Raw genomic sequence first — 26,048 nt, 5'->3', positions numbered from 1 at the left:
ATGCCCTGGTCGACGGCGTTCGACGATCCCGTTCGCGTCGACAGCAAACGCGAGCTGCTCACGCTTCAGCAAGCGGCGGACTACATCATGCGCTTGCCCGAGGACGCCCAGCACGAGGCACATTGGCAGACCGCCATCGAGACCTTGATCAAGGCCGCCGAGACGGGCGGCGGCTGGATGATGTTCGCCCGCATCGCGATGTTGCGGGCGCTGAATGCCGGCGGCCGGCGCGGATGAGCGCGATGGCTTGGCAAACAGCCTCAACAATCCGTTAACCGGCACTCGCCTGCCCGGCGCGACCGGCCTCCCGGCTCGCATCAGGACCTGCGGCTGGCGCACTTCACCACCCCTGCCGGCGGGGGTCTGCCGATTTGAATCCATTTGGACGGACCGATGGAACCTTAATTTAAGGGGTGTCGTCGTATCAGCGGAGGCGCGACTTGCCCGGGCTTAATTCTTTTGGCGCGCATAAGACTTATTCGATCTATTGATGAGTCCGATGACGATGCGACCCTACGTTGGATCGGACGAACAGGAGTTGGCAATGCGTTTGCTGAGGTCGTTCCTTGCCGATGAAAATGGTGCAACTGCGATCGAGTACGGCCTGATTGCCGCGGGGATCGCGCTCGCGATCGTCACCATCGTGAACAGCACCGGCAGCGCGCTGCTCAGCAACAAGTTCAACGCGATCGACGCCGCCACGAAGTAACCGGGCGGATAGTGTGGGCGACGGCACGCATGATCCGTGTCCCGGACGCGCTGCAACGTCCTTCACGTTGCGGCGCAGAGCCGGGAGCCATCTTTCCGATGATCGCGCTCTGAGACATGGGCCCCGGCTCTGCAGCGCACCACGCCGCAAAGACGCGGCGCGCTGCGCTACGTCCGGGGCACGAGACCGCTGCTTGCGGGAGTTCGTAGGATGGGTAGAGCGAAGCGAAACCCATCAATACTTCTTCTCCGTTGAAACATGATGGGTTTCGCAAGTGCTCTACCCATCCTACGACATCGCAGGCATACCTTCGCATTCTCGCGGCTTGATTCGCCCGAGCTTTGCTGTCTTCTTCCGCCCTTATCTAGAGCAAGGGCGCAGGGAAGGCCGGGCGCCGGCTGGCACCCGAAGTCCCGCGTGTGCGAAAGAACGCGCACGGGGTGGACGACAGGTGATGCCGGTCGCCCGGCCTTCCCTGCGCGGATGGTTTTCACGGTGTCCTTCGTGCTCTCCTCGGGGAGCGTTGCACTATTGCCCCCGTCGCCTTGCAGATGACTGATGCGCGTGCCGGTTGGCCGCTACATCACCGCTTGACTTGACGCCAGAACCCCGGGCGTCAGGACCACACGACTTCTCCGTCCGCGCACATCCTCGCTGGGTTCTCCACGGCTGGCGTGCGCTCACCGTCGAGACCATGCGAAGACGCTGTCAGCGCCGTGTCGTATCGCGCCCGTCGCTGCTCACGGTTTCCCGCCCTGCAACCAACATGACGCGCCGACGCCGTCGCGGCCACCGCATCCCGGCCCGCGTCTCGTGACGATCGCGAAACGCCCCTTGTGGCGGGCGGGATGGCCAGGCTTGTACGGCAAAACCGAACTTCTGTAAATTCGAATATTTTTGCCGGGAGATATCGACCCACGGCTTGCGTGTTTTGGCCGTCGGGCACCACAACGGATGGTGGGTGGGACGGGGCCAGCTCCGGGGCAGGCAATCGCATATGACGTTTGGCGGCGCCCGTGCGCGCGCCTCGTCCTTCGAGACGACCGCGGAGCCTGTCATCGGGCCGCGCTTTGCGCGGACCCGGTGGCGGTCTCCTCAGGATGAGGCTAAGCAGCACCCTTGCCCCGTGAAATTGTAGTCGCGCACTCCGTCCTCATCCTGAGGGCCCGCCGAAGGCGGGCGTCTCGAAGGATCGCCGCAGCCGAGATTCCCGCCACGCTTTTGACGCCATGCGAGTCCTGATATCCTTCACCACGGCGCCGCTCGACGAGCGATGCCGCCAATCGATGAACCAGAGCGGCTTAAAGGATGCAGATGAGAAGCGTGACGCTGTTGGCTCTCGGCCTGATGTTGATCGGCGTCTGGTCGCAGGGCAGCGCGAGGGGACAGACGTCGGTCGCGCCGCCGGTTTCGCTTGTTCCGCCAACCGCCTCACCGCCGCGCGCGAACACCGAGAATTCGAGGATTCCACCGGCGGCCGCCGGCAGGGAGGCCTCACCATCCGTCGTCCATGGGCCGCAGCCGAATCCGGCCACCGACTATGATGGCTTCAGCGTCGGCACCGCCGATGACAACGACACACCGAGCCGGGCGGCGCCGCGATCGCGCGCGGCACGGGACACCAGATCCAATGCGGATGCGAATGACCTCGACCAGGAAGATGCGGCCTTGAAGCGAAAGCTGATGATCTGCCAAAACTGCAGATAACGCGTCAGTTCGGACAGGGCTGTCCCGCCGCACCCCACGTCGCCATGTCCTTGACGTGATCCTCGAAGGTCCCCGGCGGCGTCGAGCGGCCTGCGCCGGGAGCCCAGCCGCGGGGAATGAATCCGCTCAGGGATGCATCGTGCCGCAGGTGCTCGACGAGGCCGGCGGCGTCGCGGCCGCCATTGCGCTTGGGATCCTTCAGCTGCGCGCAGATCTCGGCGCCGCTCTTGCCAAACCAGATGAAAGCGACCGGGGCGAGCTGCCAGTCGATGCCGGCGCGCGGCGGTGCCGGTGCCGGCTCGTTCGCCTGTGTCGAGGTCATGTGACAGGTCGAGCACGGGATCGCCTCCGCGCCGATGCGGCTCTCTCCGCCGTGGATGTTCATTCCATGCACGCGAGGCCTGGTTTCGCCTGCCGGCGTCCAGATCGGAATGGCCTTGGCATCGACGTGGCAGTTGGCGCAACGCGGATGAGTCACCACCGCTTCGATCCGCTTCCAGGCCTCCAACCCCGCCGCCCGGCTCACACTGCCCGGCGGCAGGATGTCTTTGCTGGCTTCGTCCTTGGCCGCGACAAGTCCCGTGAGGGCTGCAACCGACGAAGCGATGAGGACCACCGCGATCAAAAATCCCTTCATCATCCACCCTCACACGAAATCGATGAACTTGTTGAAAGGCATCTCGCGGATGCGTTTTCCGGTCGCCGCGAAGATCGCATTGGCGAGCGCAGGCGCTGCGGGAGGCACCGGCGGCTCTCCGACTCCCCTCACCTTCGGATCGTTCTCGAGCCCGCGAACCTCGATGACCGGGCATTGATAGATCCGCATGGCTTCGTGGTGATTGTAGTTGGTCTGCTGCACCGCGCCCTTGGCATAAGTCAGCTCGCAATTGATGGCGTGGCCAAGTCCCCAGATGACGCCGCCCTGCACCTGGTTCTCGAAATTGACGGGATCGACGACCTTGCCGACATCGACCGCGACCCAGACCTTGTCGACCCTGATGCCGCGGTCCGTCGCCGTCACCTCGACGACTTCGGCGGCCGGTGTCCCGAACGACTCCACGAAGGCGACGCCGCGCCCTCGGCCGTTACCGAGCGGTCCGTTCCAATCCGACATCTCCGCGACCGTTTCCAGCACCTTGCGATAGTGCGGCACGGTGCACATCGCGATGCGCGCCTTCAGGGGATCGAGGCCCGCCGCATGGATCAATTCGTCGATGAAGCTTTCGGTGAAGAAGCCGGATGTCGAGGCACCGACCGAGCGCCACGTCGTGCTCGGCGAAAGTCCCTGCGCTTCGTAGCTCGTGCCCCGAAAATTGGGAATGTCGTAATAGACGTTCCACAGGCCGGCGGCCAATTGCCCGTCGGGATCCTTCGAGGGCGTCCCCGAACGCTCGAGCAGCCCCTTGAGCGGAGTAGTCGAAGCCAGCTGCAGATCGGCCGCGACGATCTTTCCCTTGTCGATGCTGCCGCGATGCCGTGCGATCGCGATCTGCCGCGGAATGTCCTGGAGGAAATCCTCCTCGCGCGAGAACACGAGTTTGATCGGCGTTCCCTTCATCTGATTTGCAATCTCGGCGAGAACGCGGACGTTCTCGTATTCGAGACGGTGGCCGAAGCTTCCACCGCTCCACTGATTGTGGAAGGTGACCTGTTCCGGCTTGAGGCCGATCGCCGTCGATGCGACCCACTGCACGAAGCGTGGGCTCTGATGGCCAACCCAGATTTCCATACCCTTGTCGGTGACGAGGCCGACCCCGTTCAGCGGCTCGAGCGGCTGATGCGCCACATAGGGCGCGCGATATTCGGCTTCGACGAGCTTGCCCGTCTTCAGGGCGCTCTCGATGTCGCCGGTCTTTCGCCACTCCTTGCCGAGGAACTCCGGCTTGAACGAGGATTCCAGCACTTTCCAATGATCGGCCTGCTCGGAGGGATAGGCCGAGGGCGCCCACTCGCAAGCGATGGCGTCGACCGCCTTCATCGCGTACCAGCTGTTCGTGGCGATCACCGCGACGCCATTCTTGATTTCGAGGATCTTTTTCACCCCCGGCATCGCCCGCGCCTTGCCGGCATCGTAGGATTTCAGCGGCTGCCCCTTGTTGGGGTTCAGCTTGACGGAGGCGTAGAGCATCCCGTCCATCTTGATATCGATGCCGAACTTCAGCTCGCCCATGACCTTCTCGCGAACGTCAAGGCGCATCATCGGCTTGCCGAGCATCCGCCATTTGGACGGGTCGCGCGGCTGTGCATCGAGCACCGGCGGAATTTTCGCGGCATCTGCCGCGAGTGCGCCATAGGCGATCCTGGTTCCGTCGGGCAGGACCACATGGCCCGATTGCGTGCGAAGGTCGGCCACTGCGACGCCCGAGCGTTTGGCTGCGGCGGCCTTGAGCGTCTCGCGCGCCACCGCACCGGCGACGCGCAGCTTCTGATAAGTGTCCGGAATGGTGCTGGATCCACCCGTCATTTGCAGGCCGGACTTTCGCAGCCATTCGAGCGTCGCCGCGCGCGCTTCCTCCGCAGCCGGGCTTTGGTCCGCGGCCACGAACGGCGCGAACTCGTCGGCAAAGCCCGTGTTGAAATAAGCGGGACTTGGACCGGCGAACCGGATTTCGAACTGGCCGGGATCGAGGTCCATCTCCTCGGCGATCATGATCGGCTGCACCGAGCCGACACCCTGGCCGATGTCCGCGTGTTGCGCGATCAGCGTGATCTTGTCCGGGCTGATCTCGACCCAGGGATTGAAGGTCACCGAATTCGCGCCGAGGCCGGCGGCCAGCGGATTGCCGTCGGCGCTGGGCACGGCCGCTTCGGCGCTGCCATAGGCACCAAAAGCGATGCCGCCGGCGACGGCAGCGGAGCCGAAAACGAAAGCTCGCCGCGAAAGGGTCTGCATGTGGCCCATCTCACTTCTCCGCCATCTTCTTGGCCGCAGCCGCATGGATCGCCGCACGGATGCGCGGATAGGTGCCGCAGCGGCAAAGATTGCCGGACATCACCTGGTTGATCTCCTCGTCCGTCGGCTGGGAGATCAGATCCAGAAGGGAGATAGCCTGCATGATCTGGCCGGTCTGACAGTAGCCGCATTGCGGGACCTGATGCTCGATCCAGGCCTGCAAGACCGGATGCTGCTCCTTCTTCTCGAGCCCTTCGAGCGTGACGACCGACTTGCCGGCGACCTCGCCGATATGCGCCTGGCAGGATCTGACCGCCATTCCATCGATCTGGACGGTGCACGCGCCGCATTGCGCGACCCCGCAGCCGTATTTGGCGCTGGTGATGCCGAGCTCGTCGCGCAGCACCCAGAGCAGAGGCATCTCCGCAACGACGTCGACCTGGCGCTTGATCCCGTTCACCGTGAGCTCGATCATGTCGATATGTCCCTACATAACGCCGAAGCTACGGTGCTCCCGCAGCTTCAAAACTGTCAAACCCAAAGCCTGCAGCACCGGCGCTCAGTTTCGAATTCGCACGATAAAGGTTTGACTCGGTGGCCGGCTGCATGTGCTGTGCTGCCTGTTGCTTCAGCGCCAAGTCGCATGGCGTGCGCCTTCTCGTCGCGCGACACTTTGATCAATACCGAGGGCAGCTGCGAACCGCAGAGTAGCGATCGCTCGTCCTGCATGGCTGACCTACCTGCGGGCGAGATCAACTGCGCTTTACGCTTCCCGCAATTCCTGATCCTCTCTCTCTCAAGCCGGATCAACCGGCCTTGCCAGGGAGAGAGACGCCATGAAGCTCGGCACCGCCATTGCGGAAATCATGAGGCGCGAGGGCATCGAGATCCTCTGCGGCTATCCCGTCAACCACCTGATCGAGCATGCGGCGAAGGCCGAGATCCGCCCGGTGATGGTGCGGCAGGAGCGCGTCGGCATCCACATGGCGGATGCGATCTCGCGGGTGACGTCGGGCCGCAGCATCGGCGCGTTCTGCATGCAGCATGGCCCGGGCGCCGAGAATGCCATGGGCGGCGTTGCGCAGTGCTTTGGCGAATCCGTGCCGGTGCTGGTGCTGCCGATGGGCTATCAGCGCAGGCTCTCCCATATCGAGCCGAACTTCAATTCCAGCGAGGCGATGAAGCCGTTCGCGAAATCGTCCGAGCCAATCATCCTCGCCGCGGAAGTCGCCAACATCTTCCGCCGCGCCTTCACCAAGCTGAAGAATGGCCGCGGCGGGCCCGTGATCGTCGAAATCCCCTCCGACATGTGGAACGAGGAGGTGCCGGAGCCGCTCGACTACACGCCGGTGCTGCGCACCCGCTACGGCGCCGACCCCGTGCATGTGAAGCATGCCGCCGGCCTGCTCGTGAATGCAAAACGGCCTGTGATCTATGCCGGCCAGGGCGTGCATTACGCGCAAGCCTGGCCGCAGTTGAAGCGGCTCGCGGAGCGGCTGGCGATCCCCGTCACCACCAGCTTAGGGGGCAAATCGTCGTTCCCGGAAACCCATCCACTCTCGCTCGGCTCGGGCGGGCTCGCGGTGCCGCGCGCGGTGCCGAAGTTTCTGAGCGAGGCCGACGTCATCTTCGGCATCGGCTGCTCCTTCACCGAGACGAACTTCGGCATCGCGATGCCGAAGGGCAAGACCATCATCCATTCCACGCTCGATCCCAATCATCTCAACAAGGATGTGGAGGCCAGGATCGGCCTCGTCGGTGACGCCGGCCTCGTGCTCGACGCGCTGCTGGAGGAGATCGGCAAGACCGTCACTGCTGATCGCGATGCTTCCGCAGTCGCGGCCGAGATCGCGGCCTCGCACAAGGAGTGGCTGGCGAAATGGATGCCAAAACTCACCAGCAACGATGCGCCGCTCAGCCCCTATCGCGTGCTCTGGGATTTGCAGCACACCGTCGACGTCGAGAACACCATCATCACGCATGATGCCGGCAGCCCGCGCGACCAGCTCTCGCCGTTCTGGAAGTCGGTCGCGCCCCTCACCTATCTCGGCTGGGGCAAGACCACGCAGCTCGGCTACGGCCTCGGCCTTGCGATGGGCGCCAAGCTCGCCAAGCCCGACAAGCTCTGCATCAATGTCTGGGGCGATGCTGCCATTGGATTCACGGGCATGGATTTCGAGACGGCGGTGCGCGAGCGCATTCCGATCATGTCGATCCTGCTCAATAATTTCTCGATGGCGATCGAATTGAAGGTGATGCCGGTCTCGACCGAAAAATATCGCTCGACCGACATTTCCGGCGACTATGCCGCAATGGCGCGCGCCTTCGGCGGCTACGGCGAGCGAGTATTGAGGCCGGAGGACATCGTGCCCGCGATCAAGCGCGGTATCCAGAAGACGCAGGAGGGCATCCCGGTGCTGCTGGAGTTCATCACCAGCAAGGAGACCGAGGTATCGCGGCCGGGCACGTGAGACGGGGCGCCCATGATTAAGCCCAACTGCTTGCGCCGCCGTCCACCTATCCCCGACGGGAGACAGGGCAATCGTAGATAAATACGCGAGGACCGTCGCGGTTTGCTCCGCCTCTCCCGCTTGCGGGAGAGGCCGACGCGCTCGCAGAGCGCGGCGGGTGAGGGCTCGCGCCACGCAGGGACATTCTCAGCAATCCTCAACAATCCCGACGCGGAGACACCCCCACCCCAACCCTCCCCCGCAAGCGGGAGAGGGAGCCCAGTGCCAATGCCGCCCGATCGTACACGCCATATAGATCGCCCTACTCGGGAGAGGCGACTCCGCCACTGCCTCTCGACCAGGCTGGTTTCAGTTGGTGCCGCGGCCGCAGGCGCTGGCTCCGGCCGCGGAAGATGTGATAATCCGGCCCGGTGCCGCGCCTGTCGCGGCATCGAGCCGGATCAGGAATGACCACCCCTTCCAACGAAATCGAGGAACTGGAGCGCCGATTGCGATCGGCTGCAGCCGAGACTTCGCAGCTGCGCAGCGAGCTGGCGATTGCGCGGGATCGCCAGAGCGCCAGCGCCGAGATTCTGCGCAATATCGCGGCCTCGCCCTCCGATGCCCGCCCCGTGTTCGCTGCGATTGCATCAAGTTCCAAGCGCTTGCTCGACGGCTTCTCCGCCACCGTGCTTCAATTCATCGGCGACGAGCTGCATCTCGTGGCGTTCACGCCGACCAGCCCGGAGGCGGACAAAGGGCTCAAGGCCTCGTTTCCGCGCAAGATCGCGGACTTCCCGACCTTCGCCCTGGTGCGTGACGGCGAGACCATCCAGTTTCCCGACAGCGAAGCCGATGACGTCCCCGAGCTGAACCGCGAGCTGGCGCGGATGCGCGGCTTCCGCAGCGTGCTGTTCATGCCGCTGATGAACCGTGGCACGCCCGTCGGCATGATCAGCGTCACGCGCGCTGAGCCAGGCGCGTTCGCGCCCGACCTCGTGCAGTTGCTGCAGACCTTTGCCGACCAGGCCGTGATCGCGATCGAGAATGCGCGGCTGTTCAACGAGACCAAAGAGGCACTCGAACGCCAGACCGCGACGGCGGACATTTTGAAAGTGATGGCGGCCTCGCCCTCCGACGTGCAGCCGGTGTTCGAGGCCATCGCCGCCAACGCCAACCGGCTGATCGGCGGCTTTTCCACGGCTGTGCTGCGCTATGTCGACGGCGCCGCGCACCTTGCCGCGTTCACGCCGACCGATCCGGCCGGCGATCGCGTGCTGCAGGCCTCGTTCCCGGTGCCGTTCGCGCGATTCCCGCCCTATTCCCTCGTGGCCCATGGCGCCGCGGCGCAATTGCCGGACACCGAGCTCGAGCCGGCGGCGCGCGACATCGCGCGTGCGCGGGGCTATCGCAGCATGCTGTTCACGCCATTGATGAGCGAGGGCGAGGCCATCGGCATCATCATTGCGACGCGCCGTGCGACGGGCGCGTTCGGCGATCATCATGTCCGGCTGCTGCAGACCTTCGCCGACCAGGCGGTGATCGCGATCAAGAATGTCAGCCTGTTCAACGCCACCAAGGAAGCGCTGGAACGCCAGACCGCGACCGCCGACATTCTCAAAGTGATCGCGGCCTCGCCCGCCGACGTCACGCCGGTGTTCCAGGCCATCTCCGACAGCGCCAAGGCGCTGATCGGCGGGCACTCCTCCACCGTCACCCGCCTCCTCGATGGCATGCTGCATCTGGCCGCCTTCACCACCGACAATGAGGCCGGCAACGCCGATCTGCTCAGCTCGTTCCCGGCGCCGCTGTCGGCGTCAGGCATTCACAGCCGGGTGGCGAGGAGCGGCGAGTATGCCTTCCGCAGCGACATGCAGAACGAACCCGACCTCACCGACGCCATGAAGGAGCTGGCGAAGACGCGAGGCTATCGCAGCATCCTCGTGGTGCCGATGCTGCGCGATGGCGTTGCGATCGGCACCATTGCCGTCACGCGGCCGCAGCCCGGTCACTTCCCGGACAAGGCGATCAACCTGCTCAAGACCTTCGCCGACCAGGCCGTGATCGCGGTCGAGAACACGCGCCTGTTCAACGAGGTGCAGGATCGAACAAGCCAGCTCGCCAAATCGCTCGACGATCTGCGCGCCGCGCAAGACCGGCTGGTCCAGACCGAGAAGCTGGCATCGCTCGGCCAGCTCACCGCCGGCATCGCGCATGAGATCAAGAACCCGCTCAACTTCGTCAACAATTTCGCATCGCTCTCCGCCGAATTGACCGAGGAGCTGAACGAGGTGCTCGCACCCGCGGCCCTTGCGGACGATATCCGCAGCGAGGTCGACGAGCTCACGGGGCTGCTGAAGGACAATCTCGAAAAAATCGTGCAGCACGGACGGCGCGCCGATTCCATTGTGAAGAACATGCTGCTGCATTCGCGCGAGGGCGGCGGCGAGCACCGCCTGAGCGACATCAACGCGGTGGTCGAGGAAAGCCTCAACCTCGCCTATCACGGCGCGCGGGCCGAGAAGCCGCAGTTCGACGTGACGCTCGAACGCGACCTCGATCCGGCGGCCGGCTCGGCCGATGTGTTCCCGCAGGAGATCACCCGGGTGCTGCTGAACCTGATCGGAAACGGATTCCATGCGGTCGCCAAGCGCAAGGCGGAGAACGAGGCGGCCGGTTACACGCCGGTCGTGACCGCCGCGACCCGCGACCGCGGCGATCACGTCGAGATCCGCATTCGCGACAACGGCACGGGCATCCCGGACGAGGTGAAGGAGAAGATGTTCAATCCGTTCTTCACCACCAAACCGGCCGGCGAAGGCACCGGGCTCGGATTGTCGATGAGCCACGACATCGTGGTGAAGCAGCATGGCGGCACCATCGACGTCGCGACCGAGCCGGGCAAGTTTACCGAATTCACGCTTCTGCTGCCGCGCAAGAGCAGCTTTCCGGATGGCGGTGGCTGAGCCCCTACTCCGCCATCTCGACCGGTTGCTTCGCCGTGGGCCCGGCCAGCGGCCGCTCCTCCATCGCGATCAGGCACAGCGCGGCAATGCTCATCAGCGCGGTGGCGGCGCCGAACACGTAACGGAAGGCGTGCCGCATGTCCTCAGTGGGTATCGCGACGGCGCCCGCGGCGTGATGCTCGCCGGCGAGCGGAACGTCGATGCCGAGCGCGATCAGCAGGATTGCCGCGAACGCGGCGACCGTGAACGAGGACATCAACGAGCGGAAGAAGTTCATCGCGCCGGTGATGGTGCCGACTTGCGGGCGCGCGACCGAGTTCTGCAGCGAGACCACGCACACCGGAAAGGTGGTGCCGAGCCCGAGCGCGAAGGCCGCCATCAGCGTCAGCAGACCCCACAGCGGCAGGGTGGTGAGCGTGAGGCCGAGGCCGCACAGCGCGGCCCAGGACGTACCGATGATGGCGACGCGCTTGTAATGCTTGGCGCGCGCCATGGTGCGGCCGGCAATCGCCGCGCCGCAAGTCGAGACCGCCGCGAGCGGAATCAGCGCAAGGCCCGCCTCGCTGGCGGTGAGATGATAGACCTGCTCGTAATAGAGCGGGAGCTGCACGGTGAGGCCGGTGATCGCCCCGAGCCCGCAGCCGCCGGCCGTCAGCGCGAACGGCGCGACCGATCCGGTCAGCAAGGGCAGCGGCAGGAACGGCTCGTCGGCCCGCCGGGCGTGCCACACGAAGCTGACCGCGAGCGCGACGGCGCCGCCCACCATCGCCAGCACGGTCGGCGACAGCCACGGATAACGCGAGCCGCCCCAGGTCAGCACCAGCATGAAGACCACGGCGGAGGCCATCAGCAGCACGCCGCCGAGCCAGTCGACCTTGCGCTTGCGGTGGAACACCGGGATCTTCTTCATGTTCGGCAGCAGCAGCGCGATTGCGGCGGCCGCGAGCGGCAGATTGATCCAGAAGATCATCGACCAGTGCAGATGCTCGGCGAACACACCACCGATGACCGGGCCTAAGATTCCGCCGACCATCCAGACGCTGGAGAAATAGGCCTGGTACTGGCCGCGCTCGCGCGGGCTGACGACATCGGAGATCACCGTCTGCACGACAGGCATGATGCCGCCGCCGCCGAGACCCTGAAGGCCGCGCGCCAGGATCAGCATCGGCATGTTCGGCGCGATCGCGCACAGCACCGAGCCCGCCACGAACAGGCTGAGCGAGATGATGATCATGGCGCGGCGGCCGTAGATGTCGCTCAAGGTGCCGAACACCGGCGCGACCGCGGTCGAGGCGAGCAGATAGGCGGTGATGACCCAGGAGAGATTGGAGACGTCGTGGAACTGGCGTCCGATGGTCGGCAGCGCGGTCGCGACGATGGTCTGGTCGAGGGCGGCCAGGAACATCGTCAGCATCAGGCTGATGACGATGGTGCGGACTTCGTCCTTCGACAGCGGCGCCGGCGGCGCGATCGACGGGGCGTCATCGACGCTGATGACCTCGCTCGGAAGCCGAGACAGCTCCTCGGCGATATCGTCGGGCAAAGTCTGGATGTCGGCAGAACTGGTCTGCCGTTCGAACTTGTTCATTTCGATCGGACGTCGTGGGGCGGCGCAACGCCGCGAAGGATTCGTTCTATGCAGCCAATGTAGACAGCAAAGTTCTTCCCAGGCAGGCACCGCGGCGCATGGGAGCATCCCACCCGCGGGTCATCCCGAACAATTGAATGGCGGCGTGCGCCGGATCAGTCCTTCGGGCGTCGCTTCAGGCGGGCCCGTTTCGGCAGCAGGGCCGGCCATTGCACGATGTGGTCCTCGAGCTCCTCGTCCGGGATCTCCTCCTCGCTGCCCTCGACCCGGCCGCGCACGGAGACGCCGGCGTCGTGCACGGTGTTGGGGTCGCCCGACACCAGCGGATGCCACCAATAGAGGTCGCGGCCCTCGGCAACGAGCTTGTAGCCGCAGCTCGGCGGCAGCCAGTTCAGGGTGCGGACATTGGCCGGCGTCAGGCGAACGCAATCCGGAACCTTGTCGGACCGATTCGGATAGTCCTTGCAGGCGCAGCTCGCACCATCGAGCAGCTTGCAGCCGATATGGGTGAAATAGATGTCGCCGGTGTCCTCGTCCTCGAGCTTGTTCAGGCAGCAGCGCCCGCAGCCGTCGCACAGGCTTTCCCATTCGGACCCAGACATCTCTTCCAACGTCTTGGTTTTCCAGAAGAATCCTTCCTGGCCTGAAGGTCGTTTGGGAGCTGCGGTCATGCGCCTCAACAAAGGTTCGAAAGAGCAACTAGCAACGCCATCTAGAGCGTGCCGCTGGGGTGGTGCAAGCAAGGCCCCTTTGAGGCCCGTAATGCCCCGGGGTCAATTAGGCCTGTTGTTCAAAATCGCGAGCGTGACCATTGGTTTATGGGCTCCGCTCGGCTAGAAGGAACAGCAAGTCCCTCGGATGCTGGCCGGGCGCCTTGGGTTTGCCGCAACGTTCCCCCAAGACGTCTCGATGCCGCCCCGGCCGGGTGCTTGAACGCTTTCGCAGCGAGCCTCAAGGGTTCTAGGTGCGCCAGATCATACCACCGCATTGGAAGCAGAAGGTCCGGAACTTCTTCCTGGACCTCGATGCGCGCATCGACTCCTCGCTGTTCTCCTCGGCCAAGGGCATCCGCGAGCTCTACGAGCGCTACTCGACCTTCATGGACCGCTTCTATGTCGGGCGGTGGAAGCGCTGGGTGTTCATCGAGCCGCTGTCGGAGGCCGCGACTCTCGGCCTCGGCGGCCTGGTCGTGATGCTCACCCTCGCCATCCCCGCCTTTCGCGAGACCGCGGACGAGGACTGGCTGAAGAAGTCCGATCTGGCGGTGACGTTCCTTGATCGCTACGGCAACCCGATCGGCAGCCGCGGCATCAAGCACAACGACTCGATCCCGCTGGAAGATTTTCCTGACGTGCTGATCAAGGCGACGCTGGCGACCGAGGACCGCCGCTTCTACGAGCATTTCGGCATCGACATCGCCGGCACCGCGCGCGCACTCGTCACCAACGCGCAAGCCGGCGGCGTCCGCCAGGGCGGCTCCTCGATCACCCAGCAGCTCGCCAAGAACCTGTTCCTGAGCAACGAGCGCACCATCGAACGCAAGGTCAACGAGGCCTTCCTCGCGGTCTGGCTGGAATGGCGCCTGACCAAGAACGAGATCCTCAAGCTGTATCTGGACCGCGCCTATATGGGCGGCGGCACCTTCGGCGTCGACGGCGCGGCGCATTTCTACTTCAACAAATCCGCGCGCGACGTGACGCTGGCGGAAGCGGCGATGCTCGCCGGCCTGTTCAAGGCGCCGACGAAATACGCGCCCCACATCAACCTGCCCGCCGCCCGCGCCCGCGCCAACGTCGTGCTCGACAATCTCGTCGATGCCGGCTTCATGACCGAGGGCCAGGTGTTCGGCGCCCGCCGCAACCCCGCCTTCGCGGTCGACCGCCGCGACGAAGCTTCGCCGAACTACTATCTCGACTACGCCTTCGACGAGATGCGCAAGCTGGTCGACACCTTCCCGAAATCGTACACCGAGCGCGTCTTCGTGGTGCGCCTCGCCATCGACACCAACGTGCAGAAGGCGGCGGAAGACGCGGTCGAGAACCAGCTGCGCCAGTTCGGCCGCGACTATCACGCGACGCAGGCCGCGACCGTGGTCGCCGATCTCGACGGCGGCATCCGCGCCATGGTCGGCGGCCGCGACTATGGCGCCAGCCAGTTCAACCGCGCCACCGACGCCTACCGCCAGCCCGGCTCCTCGTTCAAGCCTTACGTCTACACCACTGCGCTCCTGAACGGCTTCACGCCGAACTCGATCGTGGTCGACGGCCCGGTCTGCATCGGCAATTGGTGCCCGCAGAATTATGGCCATTCCTATTCCGGCTCGGTGACGTTGACGCAGGCGATCACGCGCTCGATCAACGTGGTGCCGGTGAAGCTGTCGATCGCGATCGGCCAGAAGAACGAGCCCAAAGCACAGAACCCGGCCAAGGTTGGCCGGGCCAAGATTGTCGAGGTCGCGCGCCGCTTCGGCCTCAAGGCGCCGCTGCCTGACACGCCGTCGCTGCCGATCGGTTCGGACGAAGTCACCGTGCTCGAGCACGCGGTCGCCTACGCGACCTTCCCCAACCGCGGCAAGGCGGTGACGCCGCATTCGGTGCTGGAGGTGCGCACCGGCGCCGGCGACCTCGTCTGGCGCTGGGACCGCGACGGGCCGAAGCCGCGGCAGGCGATCCCCGCCTCCGTCGCCGCCGACATGGCCGGCATGATGAGCCACGTCGTCAGCGAAGGCACCGCGCGCCGCGCGGCCCTCGACGGCATTCCGACTGCGGGCAAGACCGGCACCACCAATGCGTATCGCGACGCCTGGTTCGTCGGCTACACCGGCAATTTCACCTGCGCGGTGTGGTACGGCAACGACGATTATTCGCCGACCAACCGCATGACCGGCGGCTCGCTGCCGGCGCAGACCTGGCACGACATCATGCTCGCGGCGCATCAGGGCGTTGAGGTCCGGGAGATCCCCGGCATCGGCATGGGCCAGAAGCTGCCGCCGCAGCATGTCAGCAACGCGCAGGCCAACGCGGCGCCGAAGATCCTGGAGACCAAGCCGGGCCCGCCGCCGGTGTTGACCAAGCGCGGCGCCGACATCCTGGTGCGCGTCGAGAAGCTGCTGGACGACGCGGCCAAGACCGCAAAGAAATCGGCCGACGCCGGCACCAAGCCGGCCGGGCCGTCCTCGGCGACGAGCGCGCTCGCCTTCCCGCAGAACTATGCGGAAGAGAATGCCAACGCCTCCGTCCCGCGCAAGAACTGATCGAAACAAGTGCGGCTGATCCTGATCACATTGACGGCCCTTCTGCTCGCGACCGTGGTCGGCGTCGGCGCGACCTGGATGACGACGACGCGCGGCACCGAGATCGGCGCGCTGACCATCGGCGCCTGGACCGCGCGGCCGCGCACCGGCACCGCCGACGTCGATCCCTATTCGCGCGCCACCATCGTGCGCAACGGCGAGCTGCCGATCGGCACCGGCGACGGCGTCGCCTTCACCGCCACCACCGACGACAAGAAGAAGGCGCTCGACGGCCGCTGCGACGTCGTCGTTTCCGGCGTGACGCCGCCTGCGCGGTTCTGGACGCTGACGCTGTACGACCGCAAGGGCCACCTCGTCGCCAATTCGCTCCAGCGCTACGGCTTCACCAGCCAGGAGATCGTGCGGTCGTCCGACGGCTCGTTCGAGGTCCGCATCGCCTCGCGCTCGCGCGCCGGCAACTGGCTGCCGACCGGCGGCATCGAGCGCTACGCCCTGATGCTGCGCCTCTACGACACGCCGGTGGGCGTGGCGACGCGCACCCAGCGCGATGCGCCGATGCCTTCCATCTCGACGGTGGGCTGCTCATGATCCGCCTGGCGTTCACCATCGTTGCCGGCATCGTTCTGGGCCTCGTGGTCCATCTCGTCAGCGTGCTGGCGCTGCCGCGGATCGCGACGCAGGATGCCTATTCACGACTGACGCCGATGACCAAGCTGAACGGCGTGACGCAGCTTCCCCTCGCCGATCCGCAGACCTCGCCGATGCCGTTCATGGATCCGGCCTTCGCGCTGGCGATCTGCCGCTACGACCTCTCGGGCGGGCCGATCAAGCTGACGGTGCCGGTGAGCCAGGCCTACACCTCGGTCTCGTTCTACACCCGAAACGAGATCGCCTATTACGCCATCAACGACCGCTCCGCGGGCCGCAAGGTGATCGAGCTCGATTTGATGACGGAAGCGCAGCACAACGAGCTGCCCGAGGATGAAGAGGTCACCGCGGCCGACCGCCTGATCATCGATTCCCCCTCTACCACCGGCCTGATCCTGATGAAGGCGCTCGCCCCCGAGCCTGGCCTGATTCAGCAGGCGCAGGCGACGCTTCAGGCCGCGAGCTGCGGACCGCAGACCGAGCAGCCCGCCAAGGCAGAGCCGCCGCGCGGCCGGCGCTGAAGCGCGGCCAGTTCGGCACGTCAGGGAGCGGCGAGTACGGCAGCGCGATCGATCGCGTTCGGAAGGATTTGATAGTTCGTTTGGATCAGCCCGCTCGACCAGCATGCAGGAACACAGCTTACGCTTTCGGCCATAGCGGACGTTGTCGTGCGTACAGCGGATGGCGGGTTTTGCCCCGAAGCCGACGTTGCGGAAGGGTTCGAATGCGGATCAAAAACGGACATCGGCCGTTATCCCGAGTCGGGCGCTCACAAGGCTAACCCTCGGAGACAGGAATGAATGAGATGTCGCGCCGCGAAAGCACGCTCAAGCTGGCACGTGCCAGATTGAAGGCATACGTCGACAAGGATCGGGCAGCGATCGAGGCACTCCTATCAGACGATTATCGCTTTTCCAGTCCAATCGACAATCAACTGGATCGCGCAACCTATCTGAGCCGCTGCTGGCCCAACAGCGAGAAAACTACCTCGTTTGACGAGATGCTCGCGATCGAAGATGGAGACCGTGCAGTTATCGTCTATGAGGCAGCCGCCCGAGACCACAAGTTTCGCAACTGTGAGGTCACCACCGTGCGCGGCGGCAAGATCGTCCGGGTGGAAGTCTACTTCGGATGGGACTTGCCTCATAAGGCTCCAAAGGGCGGCTTTATCGAGAATACGGGTGAGGGACACGCGTAGTCAGCGCTGTCTGGTCACGGCTCACCGTTCTCGGACTGCAAAAAGACTAGCAAGAAGCCCCCGCTGTGAAGCTTGAACGCTGCTAGCAGCGACTTCAATTCGTCGTGGTCTTGCCGCCGCGCATGGACACGAGCTTTTCCTCACGAAATCGGAGAATGAACCATGCGGTCTCATCGAAACCGTTTGCGAGCTTTCCTTCGTGAGAATACACCATCTGAGCAGCTTCCGATTTCGACGGCGGTCCCAGCGCCTTGACTACCTCCAAACGCGACATACCCAAATGCAGCTTGCCGTCGAAGACGAGGGGCGCGAACTTTTCCGGGATGACGGCGCAATCGGTCGAGGTCTCGGTGTCTTTCTCGGTGAGCTCTTCCACGATCTCTGTGACGAGATGGTCCGGGCCGCCTATCTCTCCGCTGGACACCCATAATCGATGCTGCGCGCGCTTATAACACAGCCAATAGATGCTACCTCCAGCGTCGCCCTGGTGTTGGATGGTCCCTTCACCCACGGCTTGGCGGACTGCGCCGAGCGACGTCTCCTCGAAGCGGCCAGCGAATGCGCCTAGCGAAAAGCGGGTCGCCAATCTCTTCACGACCGTCGGCCGCACGCGCCCGAACGCATGTTCGTCGAATGGCGGCGGCGGTGTCTGCGCGGAGCAGTCGCCCGCGGGGATCGCGAAAAGGAGAAGCAGCAAGATGAGCGTCTTTCGACCATCAACTCCGAATTGCCTTACATTGGAGCTTGAGCGCTTCTGGAATAGCTCCCTTCCTTTGGCAAGGAGCGCGTCAACACCGAGGTCTCTGACGCGGCCAGCCGCTATGTCGGCCAGTCCTTTATCTATTTCTCGCCTCAGCAGGTTGCGCTCAGGCGTCGAGAGTGCGGGCGTCAGTTTCCGGGTATCGGACACGTCAGTCCTCATCGACGGCTCGCTCCGCGAGAGTTCATGATCCGGCCGCCCCGGATGACTTCTCGTGATTTGGTGTCCGTGTGCCAAGGAGCGGTTCACGCAAGGGGCGGATTTTCTTCGAGACGCTCGATCAACAATTCAGTGAGGGCCTGGACCTTCCGTGCGGGATGCTGGCCCGGCGGGCGAACGACGTATGCACCTGCCGAGGGTGGTGGATGGCGTGTCATGACCGGAACAAGCGCGCCCGACGCCAGGTATTCACGGATCACGCAATCGGGGAGCCAGGCGACGCCGAGCCCTGCGGCCGCGGCGACGGCGAGAGCTGTGCCGTTGTCGGCCTTGAAGCGCCCGCGCGGATGAACCGTGACGATGTCGTCGCCATCCATGAATTGCCAGGTTTCAGTGCCCTGCATCAGCGCTTCATGGGCGATGATCTCGTCCAGCATCTCCGGGGCACCGTGCGCCTTGATGTAGTCCGGGCTCGCGACAAGTTTCCCGTAGATCGGCCCGACACGTCTCGCGATCAGGTTGGAGTCTGGAAGATAGCCAACCCGAATGGCGCAATCGAATCCCTCGGCAATGATATCGACGAAGCGATCGCTATAGGCGGTGTGGATGTGAAGCTGCGGGTGACGTCGCCCCAGTTCTGCGAGTATGGGCGCGAAATGGGTCGGCCCGAAGGTCAGCGGCACGGCAATTCGCAGGCGGCCGCGAAGATCGCCCGCGGGCCGGATGATTTCCATGGCCGTGTCGATCTCGGCGCGGACGACGGCTGCATGGCTTCGAAACGTGATGCCGGCTTCTGTGAGAGCGGCGCCACGGGTGGTTCTTGCAAGAAGCTGGACGCCCAGCTCCGTCTCAAGCCGGAATAGCCGCCGGCTGACAATCGACTTCGAGACCCCGAGCCGGCGCGCGGCGGCCGAAATGCCCCCGGCATCGGCAACTTCGACGAATGTCGTCACGTCTTCAATGTCCAACTCGGCGTTCCTCAATTGGCGACACAGCTTGGCAGAACAGGGCGCTATCGTATCACAAAGGGGAATGACAAGTGTCTGGGCACGGCGCCGCAGTCGGCGCATGTCCCCCCACAACAGAGGATATATTCATGAGCTTTCGTAACGGGCTTGCTTCGCTTCTTCGCCCCGAAGATTCGGTGCTCGTTCTGATCGACCATCAGCCCTATCAGCTTGCGAATCTGAACAGCCACGATCCGCACATGGTGGTCAACAATTCGACGGCGCTGGCGAAGGCCGCGAAGGCCTTCGGCGTTCCCACCATCCTGACGAGCGTGATCGCCGATCGCGGCGGTCTCATCTTCCCCCAGATCACGGATGTCTTCCCCGGTCAGGAGGTGATCGACCGGACCTTCATCAACACCTGGCAAGATCAAAAGGTGGTCAACGCTGTCAAAGCCACCGGCCGCAAGCAGCTCATCATCGCCGGCCTATGGACCGAGGTCTGCGTTGCGATGCCGGCGATCCAGGCGCGCGGCGAAGGTTGGGACGTGACGGTTGTCACCGATGCGTCCGGCGGCACGTCGGTCGAGGCCCACGAGGTCGCCATCCAGCGCATGATCGCGGCTGGCGTGAACATGGTGACCTGGCTGGCCGTGGCTTCGGAGTGGCAGCGCGACTGGGCCCGGACAGAGCATGCCGCCGAGCTTGCGCAGCTGCTCGTGCAGCATTCCGCCGGAAGCGGCATCGCCTTCCTGTGGGAGCAGCAACTGCTCAACACGCCGGTGCCGCGCGCCGCACGCTGATCTAACCGGGGGGTGACGAGAACCACGAGCGATGCGCGGCGAAAGCTGACCGCTTGTCGCGCCTCGTCATCCCCCTTCCCTATGCGGGTCGTCCATGCCTGGAACACGGGGCCGGGCCGCGGACTCGATTGCAGCACCTTCGACGCCATCTGCGCGAGTCGTCGCGGGCCAGTTTCGCCAACCTTTGAGGATTCCAGCGGCGATTCGATGGTCTGGCCTCAAAACTCCAGCTTGTCGCGTACAACGTCTCAGCCTTTCGTGCTGGCGGTCTTGTCCAACGCCGCCCGCAAGCCTTCAGCGAGCTTGATGGCATCGTCGTTGGCCCAGAAGTGCATGAAGAAGAGCCGCGGCTGTTCATCCAGCATGTGGCTGTGCAGCGCGGTTACCTCGATCCCGTGCGTCCGCAGGGCGGCGATGACCGGGTTCACCTCGTCGCTGGTCAGCACGAAATCACCGGTGATGGCCGCCTTGCCTCCGCCGGTTGGCTGGAAGTTGATGGCGGTCGCAACGCCCAACGCGCCGACAGGGGTCAGCGGCATGCCGTCCTCCGTGATCGGGTCCCGCCGCTTCACGTTGAACTGATAGATGCCGCCATTGCCCTGCCCTTTGACGCCGATGATCTGGTCGAGCTTCGCGGTATCGAGGTCGATGGCGGGCGCCGGGTTGGCCGGTGCCGCACCCGTCAGCGGGGTCTTGCTTTCGGCGAGCGCACCGTGAATTGCCGAAGCCAGCTTGATGGGATCCCCGTGGCCGGCGATGTGCATGTAGAACGTCGCCGGGCTCGCGCGCAGGAGATGATTGTGCACGGCCGTGATCGCAAGACCGTTCGCGATCATCTTGGCCATGACGGGATTGACCTCGGTCTCGAGCAGCACGAGGTCACCCATGACCATGGCGCCGCCATGTGCAGGTTTGAACGCGACCCAGCCGCCGAGCGCGAGCCCCGGCTTGATCGGTACCCCGTCCAAAATCACGGAGAGATCGGTGCGGGGAAAGCCGTAGCGATGAACATCATCCGCAACATTGGGCTTCCGGCCCAGCGTTTCGTCGATCTTCTGCCAATCGACATTCTGCGCCTGAGCCGTCGCGATGAAGCAGGCGCCGATGACCATCAAAGCCGGAATCGTCTTTCTCATTGAACTGCTCCTCAAGGCTGGATTTCGCCCGCCGGCGCCTCATTTCTGCTCTTTGATCTGACCGCCGCTGTCGACGACGAGCCGCACTTGTTTGCCGTTCTTCACGGCCTTTGCGGTCGTCCCCTCGGCGGTCGACTTGATGTCGCTAACCTGCGAATAGCCGGCAGCCTGGAGTTTGGCGACGAGCTCCTCCGGTGTCAGAGCGTATGCGCTCGACAGCCCTGCCGCGAAACACAGGACCGCGTAAAAGATTCCTGTACGCATGATTGTTCTCCTTGCGGGATCCCAGCCCCAGGTGAGATCGGCCTGTGTCACGGCGCCGCCTCGGCGTGGCCGCCGCGCACGATGAACCAACAATTTTTCGGATGAGATCGGGTATGGAGACATGCTGCGCCCTTGGTGATCAGGACGCGATGCTTGAGCGTGTCGCCTCACGGGGAGATCGCACGGTCCCCGGTACCGCGAATGAAAAACCCTGGCCGCAGAGCTGTCAACCGGCGCCTGCCCGAGGCGCATCACGAAAGGGTCACCGTTCGATGGAACCACATCGACGGCCACTCTTTGACTGGGCTCTCACCTTTCTGCCTCACAGAAATCCGGTCGAAATCCAGGGGATCGCAGCAACCACCAGCGTGCCGATCAGCAAGGCCACGATATAGCCGACGATCGGTCCGATGCCTTCGTCGGGACTGATGCGGCTGATGGCGCAGGCGGCGTAATAGCCGACGCCGAACGGGGGCGATGATTACGAAGAAGATGAGCAGGTTTCGCGACCAAGCGGTTGGTGGCGCCCCTTGCCAGACGTTCCACCGACATTCGCTATGTCGGCCATCATCTGGTCTTTCCCCGCGCAGGCCAGCAGCGTCGCGCCATCCGCGCCTTCACCGAGTGGATCACGCGCGAGCTTGCGGCCGGCCGCTCGGCTTGAGCGATGGCAGCAGTTGTCAAGCGACAGTAGGACGCAATCGCAACTCGATTGCACCATTGATGCTGCAAGCCTCGGGAGCTATCGATCCACCGAACTGACCTTCAAACGGGAGGAACGCATGAGCACCATCACCGGCGGCTGTCACTGCGGCGCAATCCGTTATCAGATCGAAGGCGAAATGATCGTGCACGCGCTGTGCCACTGCCGCGATTGCAGAGTTCACGCCGGCGCTCCACTTGTCGGCTGGACGATGTACGCGGAGGACGCCGTCAAGGTGACCAAGGGCGAGCCCAAGGTGTACCGGTCTTCGGAACATGCGCAACGGCACTTTTGCGGCGACTGCGGAACCGGCCTGTTCTATGTCAACGCCAGCATGCAGCCCGGGATCATCGACGTCCAGAGCGCGACCTACGACGATCCCGATGCGATCCCGCCGACGATGCACATCCAGGTCGCCGAGCGCCTGCGCTGGATGGCGCACGCGCACGAGCTGCCGACGTTCGACCGTTTTCCTCCGCAGCCGTAGCGGCGATATCCGACTGGTGGAACGATCGCCGCCGAAGTGCCGCTCAGCTTGCGCATTGCAACTGCCTCATGTGCAGCCGCAGCCGGAGGCACCCGCCCTCTTCGCCGCCTCGTCGGCGGCGCAGCACGCCGAGACATCTTCCTTGGCCGGACCGCCGCAACATTCCGCTGCGGCCCCTTTTTCCACGCCACCGCGGGTGCAGACGCCGGTCTCCGGCAACACCAGCTCGACCCGCGCCGCGGCCTTCTTGTCGCCGGCGATGTCGGCGGCGATCGAGCGGACCTGCTCGTAGCCTGTCATCATCAGAAAGGTCGGCGCCCGGCCGTAGGATTTCATGCCGGCGACGTAGAAGCCCGGCTCGTCATGCGCGAGCTCGCGCGCGCCGTGCGGACGGACCGTGCCGCAGCTATGCTCGTTGGGATCGATCAGCGGCGCCAGCGCGACCGGCGCCTCGATGGCCGGGTCGAGCCGAAGCCGCAGCTCGGACAGGAATGAAAAGTCCGGACGAAAACCGGTCGCGACGATCAACTCATCCGCAATCACGCTACGCGCGCCGCAGCCGGCGCCGGCCGAAATCCTGAGGCGACCTTCGGAGTCCGACACATGCGTGACGCCGAATCCGGTCTCGACCGCGATCTTGCCGGCAGCGACCAGCGCGGCGAAGGTCGAGCCAAGCTCGCCGCGTGCGGCAAGCTGGTCGTTACGGCCGCCGCCAAAGGCCTTTGCGGGTTCAGTGCCACGCAGGAGCCAGACGGGCTTGGTGCCGGGCACTTCATCGGCGAGTTGCACGAGATCGATCAGCGTGCCCACGGCGGAATGGCCGGCACCGAGCACGGCAATGGTCTTCCCGGCATATCTGGCGCGATCTGTGCTCCGCACGTCCGGCATGCCATGGGCGATGCGGTCCGCGCGCTCGCGTTCGCCGATCGCCGGCAAGCCGTTGCTGCCGGCGGGATTGGGCGAGAACCACGTGCCTGACGCGTCGATCACGGCGTCGGCGCGCAGCACTTCGGGGCCCTTGCCGTTCTGATAGCGAATCTCGAACGGCGCCGGCTCCCTGCCCTTCGTCCTCGCCTTGTCGAAGCCGGCGCGGCTGATCGCCGTGACACGGCTCGAGGTCCGGATCGCCTCGCGCAGCGGCGTTCGCGTCGCGAGCGGATCGAGATAGCGCTCGATCAGCTCGCCGCCGCTCGGATAGGGTTGCGGGTCCGGCGAATTCCATCCCGTCAGGGCGAGCAGGCGCGCCGCCGCCTTGTCGACATTGTATTCCCACGGCGAGAACAGCTGCACGTGCTGCCACTGACGGACCGCATGGGCGGCCTCACCTCCGGCCTCGAGCACGATGGGCGACATGCCGCGTTCGAGCACGTGCGCGGCCGCCGCGAGGCCGACCGGCCCTGCCCCGATGATCGCAACCGTCTTCCCGCTCATTGGCTTCTCCCATTTTTCTAGAATCATGGAATAAATCCGCAAAAAAATCAGGCCGCCGTTTGCGCGCCCTTGCATTCGGCCTCGTCGGCACAACACTCTGCCGCCATGAAATCGAGCAGGCCTCGCATCGTGTCATAATTCGCATGACAGACCAGGCTGGTGGACTCACGCACCTGACTGACGAGCCCGACCGACACCAGGCTCTTGATGTGGTGCGACAGCGTCGAGGCCGGGATCTTCAGCTTTTCCTGCAGGCGGCCGACCGGCATGCCTGAGTGTCCGGCGCGAACGAGGGCCCGATAGATCTGGAGCCGGGTCCGGTTGCCCAGAGCTTCCAGCCGTGCTGCTGCGTCATCGATCTTCATGCTGGGGACGATGCTCCACATCAAGCAGGCTGTCAACGGTATTTCCAGAATATTCGAAATATAAAGCCATGGACTTCAGATTGACGCCATCTCAATAATTCCATAAGTCTGGATATATGGAAACCGAAGAAGCCGTTCTGGCGCTCGCGGCGCTGTCCCAATCGACCCGTCTGGAAGCCTTCCGGACGCTGGTCCGGCACGAGCCTGACGGCCTTGCGGCAGGCGATCTCGCCCGCCTGCTGGAAGTCCCCCAGAACACGCTTTCGGCGCATCTGGCGATCCTCAGCCGCGCGCGCCTCGTCTCCTCGGAGCGGCACAGCCGCTCGATCGTCTACCGCGCCAATCTCGGCGAATTCCGCGACATCGCGGTTTTCCTGCTGCGCGATTGCTGCGGCGGACGCCCCGAAGTTTGCGAGCCCGTCGTCGAGACCCTGCAATCCTGCTGCTCACCGAAGCGAAAGGAGCGGGTGCGCTGATGGAGGCCTTCGACCTTTCGCGGCGCCTCGCGGCCGAGGCGCTCGGCACGGGCATTCTCGTCGCCACCGTGGTGGGGTCCGGCATCATGGCGGAGACCCTGACCAAGGATGTAGCGCTTGCACTGCTGTGCAACACCTTGCCGACCGGGGCCATTCTGGTTGTCCTGATCACGGTGCTCGGTCCGATCTCCGGCGCGCACTTCAATCCGGCCGTCACCCTCGTCTTCACCGGCAAGCGCGAATTGCCGGTGAACGAGGCTGCGCTCTACGTGATCGCGCAGATCGCCGGCGGCATCGCAGGAACAATAGCCGCGCATCTGATGTTCGGACTGCCCCTGCTCGACCTCTCGACGAAGGTTCGCACGGGAGGGCCGCAATGGTTCGCCGAAGCCGTCGCTGCGTTCGGGTTGGTCGCGACGATCCTGGCCGGCATCCGCTTTCAGCGCACGGCAGTGCCCTGGCTGGTCGGGCTTTACATCACGGCGGCCTATTGGTTCACGGCTTCCACGTCGTTTGCCAATCCGGCAGTCGCCATCGCAAGGTCGCTGACCAACACGTTCGCCGGCATTCGCCCCGTTGACCTGCCCGGATTCATCCTTGCAGAGCTCTGCGGCGCGTTCGCCGGTATGCTGCTGATGAACTGGCTGCTCGGCGCCTCGCAGGCACGCGGCCCTGTTCCAATTGCGGAGATACCTCGATGACCATCACCATCTATCACAACCCCGACTGCGGCACCTCGCGCAACACGCTGGCGATGATCCGGCAGAGCGGCACTGAACCCGTCGTCATCGAATATCTGAAGACGCCGCCCTCGCGGGAGAAGCTGATCGAGCTCGTCAAGGCGATGGGCATTTCCGTGCGCGCGCTGCTGCGCGAGAAGGGCACGCCGTACAAGGAACTCGGCCTCGACGATCCCAGATGGTCCGACGACGAGCTGATCGACCAGATGCTGGCCCATCCCATTCTGATCAACCGTCCGATCGTGGTGACGCCGAAGGGCACGCGGCTGTGCCGCCCTTCGGAGGCCGTCATCGACCTGCTGGACAATCCCGTCGGCCGCTTCGTGAAGGAGGACGGCGAAGTGGTGGAAGCGCGCTAGGTTTAC

At 64.5% G+C, this 26,048-nt stretch carries 25 protein-coding genes and 2 pseudogenes; 15 read left to right on the top strand and 12 right to left on the bottom strand.

Going from position 1 to position 26,048, the window contains the following annotated elements:
* The 3 genes from IVA79_RS30790 (at position 1) to IVA79_RS30780 (ending at position 2,416) form a co-directional block, all read left to right on the top strand.
* A complete protein-coding gene (locus IVA79_RS30790; RefSeq protein ID WP_247560215.1) occupies positions 1-237 on the top strand; it encodes a hypothetical protein in 237 nt (78 codons plus the stop codon).
* A gap of 307 nt (positions 238-544) precedes the next feature.
* Positions 545-709 (top strand): Flp family type IVb pilin, encoded by a 165-nt coding sequence (locus IVA79_RS30785; protein ID WP_247560213.1) that lies wholly within the window; start codon positions 545-547, stop codon positions 707-709.
* A 1,314-nt stretch (positions 710-2,023) separates the two neighbouring features.
* On the top strand, positions 2,024-2,416 hold the full coding sequence (locus tag IVA79_RS30780) for a hypothetical protein (protein ID WP_247560211.1): 393 nt from the start codon (positions 2,024-2,026) through the stop codon (positions 2,414-2,416).
* Between the two features lie 4 nt (positions 2,417-2,420).
* Here IVA79_RS30780 and IVA79_RS30775 read toward each other — a convergent pair whose 3' ends face one another.
* Genes IVA79_RS30775 through IVA79_RS30765 form a run of 3 tightly spaced genes read right to left on the bottom strand, consistent with a single transcriptional unit; the run spans position 2,421 to position 5,784 of the window.
* The gene (locus tag IVA79_RS30775) at positions 2,421-3,056 is read right to left on the bottom strand and encodes a hypothetical protein (protein WP_247560209.1); all 636 of its coding nucleotides are present in this window, start codon (positions 3,054-3,056) and stop codon (positions 2,421-2,423) included.
* A gap of 6 nt (positions 3,057-3,062) precedes the next feature.
* Positions 3,063-5,318: a molybdopterin cofactor-binding domain-containing protein gene (locus IVA79_RS30770; protein ID WP_346658213.1), complete on the bottom strand. Its 2,256-nt coding sequence runs from the start codon at positions 5,316-5,318 to the stop codon at positions 3,063-3,065.
* Position 5,319: 1 nt separating this feature from the next.
* Complete coding sequence (locus tag IVA79_RS30765) at positions 5,320-5,784, bottom strand: (2Fe-2S)-binding protein (protein WP_247560204.1); 465 nt, start codon at positions 5,782-5,784, stop codon at positions 5,320-5,322.
* A 355-nt stretch (positions 5,785-6,139) separates the two neighbouring features.
* Here IVA79_RS30765 and IVA79_RS30760 point away from each other — a divergent pair.
* A pseudogene (locus IVA79_RS30760) lies at positions 6,140-7,780 on the top strand (thiamine pyrophosphate-requiring protein); the annotation flags it as partial.
* Positions 7,781-8,226: 446 nt separating this feature from the next.
* Complete coding sequence (locus tag IVA79_RS30755; RefSeq protein WP_247560201.1) at positions 8,227-10,725, top strand: GAF domain-containing protein; 2,499 nt, start codon at positions 8,227-8,229, stop codon at positions 10,723-10,725.
* A 4-nt stretch (positions 10,726-10,729) separates the two neighbouring features.
* Here IVA79_RS30755 and IVA79_RS30750 read toward each other — a convergent pair whose 3' ends face one another.
* Positions 10,730-12,313, bottom strand: a complete 1,584-nt coding sequence (locus tag IVA79_RS30750) for an MDR family MFS transporter (RefSeq protein ID WP_247560199.1) — start codon at positions 12,311-12,313, stop codon at positions 10,730-10,732.
* Between the two features lie 155 nt (positions 12,314-12,468).
* A complete protein-coding gene (locus IVA79_RS30745) occupies positions 12,469-12,984 on the bottom strand; it encodes a YcgN family cysteine cluster protein (RefSeq protein WP_247560197.1) in 516 nt (171 codons plus the stop codon).
* A 293-nt stretch (positions 12,985-13,277) separates the two neighbouring features.
* On the opposite strand from IVA79_RS30745, the gene IVA79_RS30740 reads away from it, so the two are divergent.
* The 4 genes from IVA79_RS30740 (at position 13,278) to IVA79_RS30725 (ending at position 17,412) form a co-directional block, all read left to right on the top strand.
* Complete coding sequence (locus IVA79_RS30740) at positions 13,278-15,566, top strand: PBP1A family penicillin-binding protein (RefSeq protein WP_247560195.1); 2,289 nt, start codon at positions 13,278-13,280, stop codon at positions 15,564-15,566.
* 9 nt (positions 15,567-15,575) lie between these two features.
* Positions 15,576-16,154 (top strand): DUF1214 domain-containing protein, encoded by a 579-nt coding sequence (locus IVA79_RS30735; RefSeq protein WP_247560194.1) that lies wholly within the window; start codon positions 15,576-15,578, stop codon positions 16,152-16,154.
* Positions 16,151-16,735, top strand: a complete 585-nt coding sequence (locus IVA79_RS30730) for a DUF1254 domain-containing protein (protein WP_247560192.1) — start codon at positions 16,151-16,153, stop codon at positions 16,733-16,735. Before IVA79_RS30735 ends, IVA79_RS30730 begins: the two co-directional genes overlap by 4 nt.
* A gap of 275 nt (positions 16,736-17,010) precedes the next feature.
* The gene (locus IVA79_RS30725; protein ID WP_247560190.1) at positions 17,011-17,412 is read left to right on the top strand and encodes a nuclear transport factor 2 family protein; all 402 of its coding nucleotides are present in this window, start codon (positions 17,011-17,013) and stop codon (positions 17,410-17,412) included.
* 94 nt (positions 17,413-17,506) lie between these two features.
* Here IVA79_RS30725 and IVA79_RS30720 read toward each other — a convergent pair whose 3' ends face one another.
* Positions 17,507-18,334, bottom strand: coding sequence for a hypothetical protein (locus tag IVA79_RS30720; RefSeq protein WP_247560188.1), 828 nt, complete (start codon positions 18,332-18,334; stop codon positions 17,507-17,509).
* Between the two features lie 83 nt (positions 18,335-18,417).
* Entirely contained in the window at positions 18,418-19,299 is an 882-nt protein-coding gene (locus tag IVA79_RS30715) for a LysR family transcriptional regulator (RefSeq protein WP_247560186.1), read from the bottom strand.
* Positions 19,300-19,427: 128 nt separating this feature from the next.
* Between IVA79_RS30715 and IVA79_RS30710 the strand changes: the two genes are divergently transcribed.
* Positions 19,428-20,081, top strand: a complete 654-nt coding sequence (locus IVA79_RS30710; RefSeq protein ID WP_247560183.1) for a hydrolase — start codon at positions 19,428-19,430, stop codon at positions 20,079-20,081.
* Positions 20,082-20,329: 248 nt separating this feature from the next.
* Here IVA79_RS30710 and IVA79_RS30705 read toward each other — a convergent pair whose 3' ends face one another.
* The 3 genes and pseudogenes from IVA79_RS30705 to IVA79_RS37060 form a co-directional block, all read right to left on the bottom strand.
* Positions 20,330-21,217, bottom strand: a complete 888-nt coding sequence (locus IVA79_RS30705) for a DUF1259 domain-containing protein (RefSeq protein ID WP_247560181.1) — start codon at positions 21,215-21,217, stop codon at positions 20,330-20,332.
* A gap of 39 nt (positions 21,218-21,256) precedes the next feature.
* Complete coding sequence (locus IVA79_RS30700; protein WP_247560265.1) at positions 21,257-21,481, bottom strand: hypothetical protein; 225 nt, start codon at positions 21,479-21,481, stop codon at positions 21,257-21,259.
* Between the two features lie 322 nt (positions 21,482-21,803).
* Positions 21,804-21,959: pseudogene (locus IVA79_RS37060) on the bottom strand (TRAP transporter large permease subunit); the annotation flags it as partial.
* 42 nt (positions 21,960-22,001) lie between these two features.
* Here IVA79_RS37060 and IVA79_RS30695 point away from each other — a divergent pair.
* Positions 22,002-22,145, top strand: a complete 144-nt coding sequence (locus IVA79_RS30695) for a hypothetical protein (protein ID WP_247560179.1) — start codon at positions 22,002-22,004, stop codon at positions 22,143-22,145.
* Positions 22,146-22,263: 118 nt separating this feature from the next.
* Positions 22,264-22,671 (top strand): GFA family protein, encoded by a 408-nt coding sequence (locus IVA79_RS30690; RefSeq protein WP_247560177.1) that lies wholly within the window; start codon positions 22,264-22,266, stop codon positions 22,669-22,671.
* A 66-nt stretch (positions 22,672-22,737) separates the two neighbouring features.
* Here the strand turns inward: IVA79_RS30690 and IVA79_RS30685 are convergent, their stop codons facing one another.
* Together IVA79_RS30685 and IVA79_RS30680 are read right to left on the bottom strand one after the other, a co-directional pair.
* Positions 22,738-24,102, bottom strand: coding sequence for an NAD(P)-binding domain-containing protein (locus IVA79_RS30685; RefSeq protein WP_247560174.1), 1,365 nt, complete (start codon positions 24,100-24,102; stop codon positions 22,738-22,740).
* A gap of 47 nt (positions 24,103-24,149) precedes the next feature.
* A complete protein-coding gene (locus IVA79_RS30680) occupies positions 24,150-24,467 on the bottom strand; it encodes a metalloregulator ArsR/SmtB family transcription factor (protein WP_247560172.1) in 318 nt (105 codons plus the stop codon).
* 116 nt (positions 24,468-24,583) lie between these two features.
* Between IVA79_RS30680 and IVA79_RS30675 the strand changes: the two genes are divergently transcribed.
* From IVA79_RS30675 to arsC, 3 genes are read left to right on the top strand one after another with little or no spacing between them, the layout of a single operon-like run.
* Entirely contained in the window at positions 24,584-24,943 is a 360-nt protein-coding gene (locus IVA79_RS30675; protein ID WP_247560170.1) for a metalloregulator ArsR/SmtB family transcription factor, read from the top strand.
* Positions 24,943-25,644, top strand: coding sequence for an MIP/aquaporin family protein (locus tag IVA79_RS30670; RefSeq protein ID WP_247560167.1), 702 nt, complete (start codon positions 24,943-24,945; stop codon positions 25,642-25,644). The genes IVA79_RS30675 and IVA79_RS30670 overlap by 1 nt, the downstream gene beginning before the upstream one ends.
* Positions 25,641-26,042 carry an arsenate reductase (glutaredoxin) gene (gene arsC, locus IVA79_RS30665; protein ID WP_247560165.1) on the top strand — a complete coding sequence of 134 codons (402 nt, stop codon included), beginning with the start codon at positions 25,641-25,643 and terminating at the stop codon, positions 26,040-26,042. Before IVA79_RS30670 ends, arsC begins: the two co-directional genes overlap by 4 nt.
* Positions 26,043-26,048 lie beyond the last annotated feature (6 nt).

Source organism: Bradyrhizobium sp. 138 (assembly GCF_023074075.1).
GTDB lineage: Bacteria > Pseudomonadota > Alphaproteobacteria > Rhizobiales > Xanthobacteraceae > Bradyrhizobium.
The sequence above is the reverse complement of the archived record's forward strand: the minus strand, read 5'-3'. Positions and strand labels throughout refer to the sequence as shown.